An 11,678-nucleotide genomic window follows, 5' to 3' on the forward strand; every position below is an offset into this window, starting at 1 on the left:
TGTCATGCAGTTAAGAATGCCCTACATGTTAGCTGATGCTTCCATGTAGGGCATTCTTTGTTTATGAAGTCTTATTATTAACTCGAGACCGTCATCGATTGCGTTCGGCATGAGGTGACCAATGGTTGCTCACTCACGTTCCCGAATGCATCTATAGCATGGACTGTTAATGAATACGCATGATCTGGAAGTAAATCCGGCAGTGTCAGCGTGATCTGCTCAACTAGTGGATAGTTATAGTATTCGGAATAGGCTAAGTATGAATGAAGTTCCTCATTCGTTGATGCATCACACAGTGTAATCTGATAGGAATGGACGAGTTCATTGTCAGTTGCCTGGTCAAAGGTAATGGTTACAGAGTGTGAAGTCGTTAGGTCCATCGCTACATGAATTTCCGCAGTTAAAGGGAAGAAGGGAGCTTCTTGATCTCGATCTTTTCTATAGATGAATGACTCTGAGGTGGCGGGTAATGACACGACCCATGCCTCATCAATCTCTCGTTCATTCGCGAAGTCGAGACGATGGATAACAACTTGATCCTCGTACACCTCTACAAGACAGCCCTGACAGAATTGCTCATGCCCTGGGGGGAGATTGCCTTGAAGCTTGCCTCGTTCTACCTCCATATAGCTAAGTGATGCTGTTCCGACCGAAGTAAAATATTGCTGATGTATACTGCGTGGATCATTCAGCGGATAATGAGAGTGACCGGAGAATGTAATCACTTGTGGATAAGGCTTTAGTGCATCCATGAATGCCTCTAGGTTATCCACAGTCCCCCATTCCTCACTACCGTATACCGTATCCGTTAAAGGCTGATGCATGAACACAAAGATAGGACGATTCGGTGTATCCGCAGAGGCTGTTTGAAGCTGCTCACTGAGCCATGCAATCTGCTCAAGAGAGAAATGGCCTGGTGTTATATGCTGTTCGGTACCCATGACGATAAAGTGATAGCCTTGTATGACCTCGTGATAATAGAGGGAAGGCATACCCGTCTTCTCCAGAAAAAGAGCCTGTGCTTCTTCGGTGGGCAGTCCGTTCCAATAATCGTGATTGCCAATCGCAATAAGCGGTTGCGCACTTGGAAGCTTATGCTTGCGGAATACCTCCATATTCCGATCATACTCTTCTGCATACCCGTTATTCGTTAAATCTCCTACAATAACAAAGGCATCTTGATGAGGTGCGCGATTATTCAACTGGCTCAAAGCACGTTCAAACTTGGTGATACATCCGTCTCCTGTCGGAGCGATATGTACATCACTAATGACGGGAAAGATAAGATGCGGCTGTTGATTTCGTGACATCGATAGAACAGCTCCTTTTTATTGTGGTAATTTTATGTATGCGCTCACAACTACAGTTTATTTCCTTTTGCTTCCTTTGAACAGCGTTGATTTCATGAATGAACTAATTATTGACTATGTATGATTTAACATAGAGTTATAAGGATGAATGTAGCTTGTTTCATTGACAGAATCAGGGTGCGGTGATATTCTCAATCCAATCAAGAGGGGAATCCGTCTGGCATATATTGTGGAATTCCCACGTGACAAGAAGCTCTTCACATGAAGAGTTTTTTCCATTTCAAACGAAAAGAATGTGATGACTTGAAGCAGGCTCATTTACGAATGAATGGCTTTCTAAATAAGTACTTTTCCGGAGAGTCGATGGATTACAGGCAGATTTTTGCCTTGTTTTTACCGATTCTGATTGATCAGGCTTTTATTGTCGGACTGAATCTGGTGAATACGGCTATGATCAGCTCATCAGGAGTGGGAGCGGTTAGCGCTGTAAATATGGTTGACTCGCTGAATGTATTTCTGATCAACGTGTTTGTGGCTGTGGCGACTGGGGGGACGGTCGTCGTGGCGCAGTATAAAGGAAGTCGTAATGACTTGATGGTGTCACGGGCGGCCGCTGGTACAGTAACCTCTGTTGCGCTAATCTCAATAGGCGTTGGTTTATTGATTATGGGATTACATGGTCCTGTACTTCATCTCCTCTTCGGATCAGCATCGCCAGATGTGCTGGAGAGTGCCCGAATCTATCTGATCGGGAGCAGTGCTTCTTATGTAGGGATTGCAGTTGTTCAGGCTGTCTGTGGTGCCTTGCGGGGAATCGGAAAGACAAGGGCATCACTAGCGCTTTCGCTCATTATGAATCTGATGTATGTTGCGCTTAATGTAGTCTTCATTAACTTTTTGCAGATGGGTGTGCTAGGGATGACCATCGCAATCAATATCGCTCGCTATGGAGGAGCTGTCTGCGCCCTGTACTACTTGTTCAAAGTCGATGCTACGCTGCATCTGCGTGTCCGGGATCTGTTTCATTTCCCGCTATCTATGCTTCGTAAAATTATGTTTATCGGGATACCATTTGCCGCAGAGCAGATGTTCTTTAACGGTGGGAAAATTCTAACTCAGGTGTTCATTGTAAGCTTGGGGACGTATGCCATTGCCACGAATGCAATTGGCGCATCTCTCGCGATGGTCTTCCAGATCCCTGCAAGTGCCTTGTCTTTAACCGTAGTTACGGTCGTAGGGCAGTGTATTGGGAGCGGGAATATACCTGATGCAAGAAAGTTCATTAAGTCTTTTCTCTGGCTCGGTGCCTGCTCTTTGGCGTTAACTGGCCTTATATTGATGCCATTGTTCCAGCCTCTCGTTGGATTGTTTAATCCTCCAGCCGAAATTGTGGATGATCTCTTCTTACTCCTATTGATTAATACGCTTGTCCAGATTCCGCTCTGGCCGATTAGCTTTATTCTACCTTCCGCGCTACGGGCGGCAGGTGATTCGAAGTTCACATCGCTTACTTCGATGATGACGATGTGGTTGTTCCGGGTTATTTTTGGTTATGTTCTCGGCATTGTGATGGGCATAGGGATTCTGGGTGTCTGGATTGCGATGAACTGTGAGTGGGGTGTGCGTGGAGCTCTCTTTCTATGGCGTTTCCGCGGGAAGAAATGGTATGAGCATAAGCTAATCTAAATAACGGTTGTATCCAAACCAACAGGAGCCTTGCATTAGGAACCGGTTGGTTTTTTTGTTATTACTTTCGTTAGGATTGAATCGTTTCTCTTCCTTGATGTCATATGACAACAATCATGACAATCTTCACTATTTGGCGAATGTATATTTGAATATAGTTAAGAGGTTAATCCAGAACAACATCTGATGTTATACTTAATAGAAATAATACTTGGAAAATTATCTCATATAAGTCCTTATGTAGCGTTTGGATGACATACATGCTAGCGGGGAGTGCGGCGATATGATCGAAATGCCGGGTTATCAAATATTAGAAGTTATAGGCTCGAACGAGGAGGTCCTCATATTCAGAGTGCTTCGCGATGAGGATGGCCTGTGTGTGATTGCCAAGACAACCTATGAAGAGTATCCAGGCGCTCACGTGATAGACACTTTTCGGTACGAGTATGAGATGCTTAAACGTCTAGGTGGGCGAGGGGCATTGCAGGCTTTTAGTCTAGAGTATGTGTCGAACCGGCCTGTTCTTTTCTTGCAGGATATGGGGGGGAAGACACTTGAACATACCTTGCATTCGCATGGGATGTCATTAGAGCTGCCTGATCTCTTAAGCATTTCCGTAGCTGCGGCTGATTGTCTTATGAAAATACATCGTGAGAACGTTATACTTCACGAGATCACACCTTCCTCTCTATTAGTGAACCTAGACACGCTTGAAGTAAGGTTCGTTGATATTCGTTTGTGTTCTACAGACCAGAGCAAGAGTCCGTTATCAATGAAAAGTGATCGGCCAGACTCTGTTCTGCCGTATATATCCCCGGAACAGACGGGAAGAACGGGGATCACACCTGATTTCAGATCTGATTTCTATTCACTTGGTGTAACCTTCTATGAATGGTTCTCTGGGAGTTTGCCGTATGATACCCAAGATGCTATGGATATCGTATATCGTCATCTTGCTACGACGCCGGAATCACTTCACCATCGATTTCCATGGATACCCGAGGCGCTCTCTGGCGTTATCGCGAAATGTATGGAGAAGATGCCTGAAGCCAGGTATTCCAGCGCATTCGGATTGAAGTCTGATCTCGTAGAATGTTTATCTAGATATGATGTAGTAGGAGAGGTAGAATCTTTTGCACTGGCAAGTCAGGATACGCCAGAGAGATGGACAGTCCCAGGGAAGTTCTATGGTCGCCAAGCAGAACAGCAGCAGTTGAGAGATGCACTAGAGCGGGTTACGAACGGCACTACTGAGGTAGTGTGGATTCGAGGTAGTGCGGGAATCGGGAAAACGTCTTTTGTAGGTGAGGCTTTTCGAAAAGAAGCTCCTTGTGAAGGCTTTTTTGCTATGGGGAAGTCTGATGCCGGTCATACCCCTCTTCCTTACGATATCTGGATTGAAATTATAGAGGGTTTAGTCACACAGCTTCTGATGGAGTCTAAGGTGCAGGCTGAAGTATGGAAGCTCCGCATATTGAATGCATTAGAGGGATTCGGGCAATTGTTAATCGATCTTGTTCCTAAACTGGAATTGATTATTGGTAAACAAGCTTCTGTGCCAGCACTGCCACCAGCGGAGGGGAAGAATCGGCTACATCTTCTTATGAATCGGTTCATTAAGCTGTTCCTCCATGAAGATCGTCCATTGATCTTGTTCCTTGATAATCTTCATGCAGCTGACGAAGCTTCCGTGCAGTATTTAGAATGCCTTCTGGAGGATCGGGAAATGAGGTATCTGCTGGTGATTCTAGCTTACCGTGAGGAAGAGGTTTCGCCAGAACATCATATCATTCGTCTGAAGAAGCAGTTTCAGGAACGGGATATTGTGATGCGTAGTATTCAGATAAAGGCCCTTGAACTCGAAGATTTGAAGCAGTTACTCTATGATGCGATGCATGCTGAATCAGCAGGGGAGAAGGATCTGGAGGATCTCGCCGTGTTGCTACTGCATAAGACAGAAGGTAACCCTTTTTTCCTAAAGCAGTTTCTTCAAGATCTGGTTGACGATAAGTTAATTGTGTTTAGTGAATCCAGTCGATCCTGGGAATGGAATTTGGAGCTTATTAAAGAGATGAGTGTTCCCGATAATGCGGTTGCATATCTATCGGATAAGTTGAAGTTATTTCCGTACAGAACCGTTTATGCGCTTAGTCGAGCCGCTGTATTAGGAAGCAGCTTTGATCTGGACATGCTCTCTTCGATTACGAGTATTCCAATACAAGAACTTTCCGAAGTGCTGAGTATCGCTGTTCGTGAGCATTTGCTACAGATTGTCAGCGGTGGAGATGAGGTATCAACTTCCTATAAGTTTCAGCATGATCGAATTCAGCAAGCAGCATATGATCTTGTGTTCGAGGCTGAACGTCCTGATCTACATATGAGGACAGGGCTAATTCTGGTGCAGCGGATTAAATGTGGTCATAATATTAATTTATTTGAAGCAGTTGATCATTTGAATCAGGGCGGGGCTTGGATAGATTTTGCCGAAGTGAAGTTGGAAGTAGCAGATCTTAACTTGCAGGCAGGCATGATGGCGAAGCAGTCCACAGCATACGAAACATCGTTAAGATACTTACGCTGCGCTGCGTCACTACTTGAGGAAGAGAACTGGGATCATGACTATGAACTTACCTTTCAGATTTATCGGGAGCTAGCGGAAGTCGAATACTTATGTTCGCATTATGAGAGGGCAAATAAGCTGTTTGATATGCTGATTAGTAAGGCGAATACAAGCTTGGACCAAGCCATTGTCTATAGTGTGAAGATTCAGCTTGAGTCAGCTTTTGATAACTACAAAGAAGTGATATCCTTAGGCCGAAAAACATTGGATTTGTTAAATGTCAGTCATAATTTTGATCCTAGTTCATTGGAATTAACATTTCAGTGGTTCCGCCTAACTCGAAAAATGAAGAACCGTTCGATAGAATCGCTGGGCACCCTCCCACCGATGACGGATGAAGCCCGTAAAGTGGCTATGTCCGTGCTAGTTTATACGTCGAATGCCTGTTTTTTTGTCAATCGAAAGGCCTGGCTTTCTTCGACCTTCACTATGATTGAATTGACGATTGATTACGGTCTGATGCCAGAGTCTTCAATTGGGTTTATAGGGTATGGGATGTTCTTGTATTATCATTTCCGTCACTACGATCAAGCTTATCACTGGGGACTGCTTGCGTGTCGCATATCCAAGCCTTATCCCACACTGTATATGAAGACAATTTCTTCATTTACCATGTGTTACGATAGCTGGCGTCGTTATGACCCAAGCGTACTCGATACATTTACGCAGTATGCAGGAAAGGTTGGGCTTGAATCGGGAGATCAGTGGCATGGTAATCAGAGCATTCTGATTAACTGTGGAGCTCTTTTTCTATGTGGTCATCCACTTGGGATGATCTATGATCGACTGATAGCGCACTCAGGAGAGCTACTTAGGCATGATAATAGTCTTCACACGAAACAAGCAACCGTATTTATGGCTATAATTATCCGTTTGACGGGATATCGGGCACCTAACGATCCATTTAACATAGAAGATGTAACTCTTGAGGACTACGCACAATCAGTCCATGGGGATGAGTTTAATTTAATCGCGGAGCTCGTCTGTACACTTCATTATCTTCCTGGATATTTGTTTGGTCGGTATCGTGAGGCAAGTGAGGCTTTGAAGAGATCAGCTGAGATTTTGGTGGCCCGCGAAGGCTACAAAGATTATGCTGTTCAATACTTCTATGAGTCGTTAGTGTGGGGGCAACTTTACGAAGATGCTTTACCTGAAGAGCAAAAAGAGATCAAGATAAAATTGCGCAAGCGTCTGAAAAAAATAAAACAGCATGCTGACCGCTGTCGGGAAAATTATTTACATAAATACTTGTTGATTAAAGCGGAACTATCGAGGCTGAATGATAAGAATCGCTTAGCAGAAGAGTTGTATGAACAATCCATCGAAACAGCTCGTAAGTATGGGCATATTCATGATCTGGCGATGGCTGCCGAGTGTTACAGCAAATATGGTCTTCAAAATGGGAAAATGCAGATTGCAAAAACGTATATGACTGAAGCGCATGAAGCTTATCAGAAGTGGGGAGCGACAGCGAAAGTCTTGGATGTGGAACAAAAGTATGGGCATCTATTGAATGCGAGACGAGAAAGCGGACTTGAAAGTGTTGATTACCTCTCGGTTGTCATGTCTACGCAGGCTTTATCAGGCGAGATGGAGATGAGCCGTTTGCTGGAAACGTTGATGCATATTATGCTCCAAAATTCAGGAGCAGACTCCGGGGCGCTTCTTTTTCTCCATGAGAACGGCTGGGTTGTCGAAGCTTATGGAACGTCAGAGGAGATCTATGTGAAGTCAGTCCCCTTAGAGGAGGATCCTAGCTTGGTTCCATCAGCCATCATAGCTTATGCGGCAAGAACCAAAGAGGAAGTTGTGCTGCATCATGCGGCCAGAGAAGGGATTTTCTCACGAAATGCGTATGTTAAGAATAATGCATTGAAATCAGTCCTGTGCCTCCCAATCATGCACCAGAAGAAGTTAATCTGTCTGCTCTATATGGAGAATAAGCTGTCTTCAGACGTATTTACTCCGGAACGACTCGATGTTTTAAGGCTGCTTGGTTCTCAGTGTGCGATCTCTATCGAGAATGCGAGACTCTATTCGGGGATTCAGTATCTGAGGGATAATCTGGAAGAGCAGGTTGAAGAAAGAACACGGAGACTGGAACGGTCGATGCGCGAGACGTCGGCGGCCTTGGCTGAAGTTTCCGTGTATGAAGAGCGCAACCGGATTGCTCAAGAGATACATGACATTGTGGGACATACTCTTACATCAACAATTCTTCAGATTGAAGCCGGAAAAAGACTCATGCAGAAAGACCCGGACGGAGCTGCCATCAGGTTGAAAGAAGCACAGGATCTAGTTCGCCACAGCTTAAATGAAATCAGAGGCTCTGTCCATATGTTGAAGCAAGACAAGTTTGCTGATCTTGGACAAATGCTGAGTCAGCTGATACGTGATGCGGAGCGGAATACAGGCGTCATTATCGAATCGGATATTCATGATATACCTGAGCTGTCTGCCGCGTATAAGAAGACACTCTATCATGCACTTCAAGAAGGCTTAACTAATGGGCTCAAGCATGGTGGAAGTACGGAATTCCGCTTCCGTTTGGAGATTGCTGATGAGAGTCTGCAGTTTAGGCTTGAAGACCGCGGAGCAGGCTCGAGTCATATCGTCATGGGGTTTGGTCTAAGAACGATGAAGGAACGTGTTGAACAATTGAACGGCAGTTTATCCATTGACTCACAGCCTGATCGGGGCTGTTTGCTGAGTATCGACCTGCCGTATCCTATGCAATGAACTGGGGGGTAGGGAATGCGGACGATAAAGATTGTAATCGCTGACGATCAAATGCTGACACGTGAGGGACTCCGAACCATTCTGGATTTAGAGGATGATTTTGAAGTTGTAGGTGTGGCGAAGAACGGAGAAGAGGCTTGTGAATTAACGGAGGTGCTACAGCCCGATCTGGTATTGCTTGATATCCAAATGCCGATCATGGATGGAATAAGTGCATTGAAACGGATTAAACACAGCTGCCCTAATATATTTATTCTGATTTTGACGACCTTTATCGAAGAGGATTACATCGTTGAGGGCATGGCGAATGGAGCAAGCGGTTATATGCTGAAAGATATGGACGCGGATAAGATGATTACCTCCATTCGAGATATTGTATCGGGACAGTTCATTCTTCCAGCTGCTGTAGCGGCGAAATTGGCAGGCAGACTGAACCGTTTTACCGAGGATTATGCACATTTTCAGCGAAATAGTCTGAGTGTAATCAAGCTTACCGAGCGAGAGGAAGAGTTGGCACAACTCATTATTAAGGGGCTAAATAACCGTGAGATCGCCGATACCCTGCATATTGCTGAAGGTACAGCTCGTAACTATATTAGCAATCTGTACGGCAAATTGGAGGTCGTTGATCGGGCGCAGGCCATTGTGCGTCTTCAAGCGATTATGTAAAAGTGCTTGTAAAAAGAAGCTGTCCCAAAGATCTAGCGATCTTGTGGGATGGTGTCCTTTTTCTATCCGTTGAAAGACGCTACGTGTACGAAACATTCCTCCCATCGCTGTTGCCATCCAATTTCTTGAACTGGTTTTGGACAAGGGGGAAATTGGTTGGCAAAGGCGACCGCTCTCGCTTGTCCGGAATCGCTTCGTCCCCTCCGCTACTTTGTGTATGTCCTTCTTAAAAAATGCATCAATACAAAGAAACAACTCTTTCGTAAAAGGAATTTCTAAGCCGTCATCCTAAAAAGAGCCATTCATTGAGTTAAGGGAGAGAACAAGTTCACAATTTTCACTCCATATTGTCGCTTCTGAATCTGTTTTTTGCTTACTTTTATATCGAAATTCCAGCTTACGTTTAGCCTCGTATATGTATATTTATCCTTCTTGTCATACTGTTAGTGATCCAGCGCTAATTGCATGCTTTATCGCTGACACGAACAAGATGATCGGATGGAATGTTGTCCTCTAAGATCATTGGCGATCTGATTTAAATGGATATCTAAGCACGAAATAGTGGAGAGAACGAAACGATTCCGGAGCAGCGGTAGCGGTCGCCCAAAAGGTTTCCGAAGGAAAGCTAGCATCGGAAGCATATGCTGTGCCCCCTAATTCCTTCCTTGGAAGAATAATTTCAGAAATTTGGGGGCAACAGCGAGGGTAGGAACGTTTCGTACTCGGAGCGTTCTTTCATGCAGAAAGAGGCTATGTCCAGTAGTAGAAATCGAACCTAATTATCCCCACATCCCGATAAGCAGGATACCGCAGAGGATAACAATAGAACAGATAATGCGTTTCAATCCTTGTTGCTCCTTCAGGATGAAGATGCCGAGGAAGGTAGCAAATACTGTTCCAATCTCCCGTAGGGGACTAATATGAGCCATCTGCGCTTGCTGCATCGCAAAGAGGAACAATAGATAAGATCCAGGATTCAAGACAGCTCCTAATAAAATGGTTGAACGATTGACTTGCCACTCCCGCCGAACAGCTTTGGATCGAATGACAAGAGGTGTCAGGCCTGCTACAAAGCCAATATTCGTAATTTCCAGTAGTGCCAGGGGAGAGATGTTCTGCAAGTTCAGTTTATCTACAAAGACATAACTGGTTGTACATAGGCCGACACACAGTGCCATGACAAAAGGCTTCAATGTCTGCCACTGTGTTCCAGACTGCGTACGGCGTGATCCAAGTCCACTCAGCATGATGAACCCACTAAGCATACAGAGGACTCCGATCCATCCATAAATAGAGAGTGATTCATGCAGGAATAAGACCCCGATGATCGGTACAAGCAAGGTGCTGGTTCCCCGCATTATGGGATATATCTGTGATAAATCGCCAAGCTCATAAGTCTGAGATAACAGCCACGAGTATACGGATTGTAGGATTGCCGATAGAAGCAGCAGTCCGTATGCACCTAGTGGCAAGGGATTTTGCCAAAGCTCTATAATGAGGTTCGGTAACAGTAGGATGGTGCACATCATCATGATCATCCATAGAAAAACGCTTTTGTTCAGGCTTCGCTTGGTGAAGAGGCTCCAGACTGCGTGAGCCATACCGGAAGCAATAACGAGCAGAATAGGTATCAGCATGATATCTTCACTTAGGCTTTAATCGCTGTGCTAGGTTCATGAGTCGGCTGATTCGTAATAACCGAGCCATCAACAAGCCGTAGCCATGTCTTAAAGTTCGACTCTCCCGCAGTCAGTTGGATCATGCGCGCTCCCCGCAAGAACCCTTCTTGACCATAGGTGTTATAGCCACTTGCCCGTCCGTAACATAGACGTATGCCATGCAGTGTGCCTTCAAAGTCATTAATGTGATCGTGTCCACAGAATGTACCTACAACGTCACCCATCTCAAGCATCGCGGTAAACAACCCGGAGTTGACGGGAGGACAGCAGATCCGTTCAAACTTATGACCATAACAAGTCTGCGTATCCCAGACTTCTTGATATTCTGGCAGTGGAATGTGGAAGAACGCAAGGGCAGGCGTCTTGCCTTCTTGGTCTGATGGGTTTAAACGCGCCGACTCCGCGGTGAACCAGTTAATCTGATCTCTGCGAATCCAGTCATACCCGGGTACATGCTGAAGTGGAGATGAATTTCCAGAGTCCAAAAAGTAAAGATTAGCTGCTGCTTTTCCTTCGGTATCAACCAGTTCAAGTACATAGTTTCCTTCCCCTGTAATCTCCTCAGGTCCAGCTTGAACGAAAGTATGCTGGTGTGAGGCTGCTAGTTGAACAAGCTCTTGGCGAGTGATTCCGCCTCCGGGTTCACTATCGTGATTGCCAAATACACATGCCCATGGAATACCTCTCTCCTCCACAGCTGCAACGGCATCACGGAAAGCCTGTTCTGGATTCTGACATCTAACATCGCCAGGTGCAACCCCACCTGTATATATGATGTCTCCAGTCAGAACAACGAGATCAGGTTGTTCGAGGTCCATGGTTATTTCCATGAGCTCCCGTGTACGCAAGTCCTCGTCTCTTCCATCCATATAATGAAGATCGGTAAATTGCATGATTTTAAATGTTCCATCTTGACGAAAGGATAACTGACGACTCATAAAATCTCCCCCTTGGGTTCATGTTTATTAAAAT

General features: G+C 45.1%; 6 protein-coding genes. 3 read left to right on the forward strand and 3 right to left on the reverse strand.

Annotation, left to right across the window (positions count from 1 at the left end; translation table 11 throughout):
* Positions 1–77: 77 nt before the first annotated feature.
* Positions 78–1,310, reverse strand: a complete 1,233-nt coding sequence (locus ACK8P5_RS02290; protein ID WP_422659393.1) for a metallophosphoesterase — start codon at positions 1,308–1,310, stop codon at positions 78–80.
* Between the two features lie 261 nt (positions 1,311–1,571).
* Here ACK8P5_RS02290 and ACK8P5_RS02295 point away from each other — a divergent pair, with 261 nt between their 5' ends.
* The 3 genes from ACK8P5_RS02295 (at position 1,572) to ACK8P5_RS02305 (ending at position 9,027) form a co-directional block, all read left to right on the forward strand.
* Entirely contained in the window at positions 1,572–2,996 is a 1,425-nt protein-coding gene (locus tag ACK8P5_RS02295) for an MATE family efflux transporter (RefSeq protein ID WP_422659394.1), read from the forward strand.
* A gap of 283 nt (positions 2,997–3,279) precedes the next feature.
* A complete protein-coding gene (locus tag ACK8P5_RS02300) occupies positions 3,280–8,358 on the forward strand; it encodes an AAA family ATPase (protein WP_422659395.1) in 5,079 nt (1,692 codons plus the stop codon).
* 15 nt (positions 8,359–8,373) lie between these two features.
* Entirely contained in the window at positions 8,374–9,027 is a 654-nt protein-coding gene (locus ACK8P5_RS02305) for a response regulator (protein ID WP_422659396.1), read from the forward strand.
* A 779-nt stretch (positions 9,028–9,806) separates the two neighbouring features.
* Here ACK8P5_RS02305 and ACK8P5_RS02310 read toward each other — a convergent pair.
* Entirely contained in the window at positions 9,807–10,664 is an 858-nt protein-coding gene (locus ACK8P5_RS02310; protein WP_422659397.1) for an EamA family transporter, read from the reverse strand.
* Positions 10,665–10,675: 11 nt separating this feature from the next.
* Positions 10,676–11,644 carry a metallophosphoesterase family protein gene (locus ACK8P5_RS02315; protein WP_422659398.1) on the reverse strand — a complete coding sequence of 323 codons (969 nt, stop codon included), beginning with the start codon at positions 11,642–11,644 and terminating at the stop codon, positions 10,676–10,678.
* Positions 11,645–11,678: the final 34 nt, after the last annotated feature.

Origin of the sequence: Paenibacillus sp. EC2-1, assembly GCF_049311625.1 — a bacterium.
Classification (GTDB): domain Bacteria; phylum Bacillota; class Bacilli; order Paenibacillales; family Paenibacillaceae; genus Paenibacillus_AQ.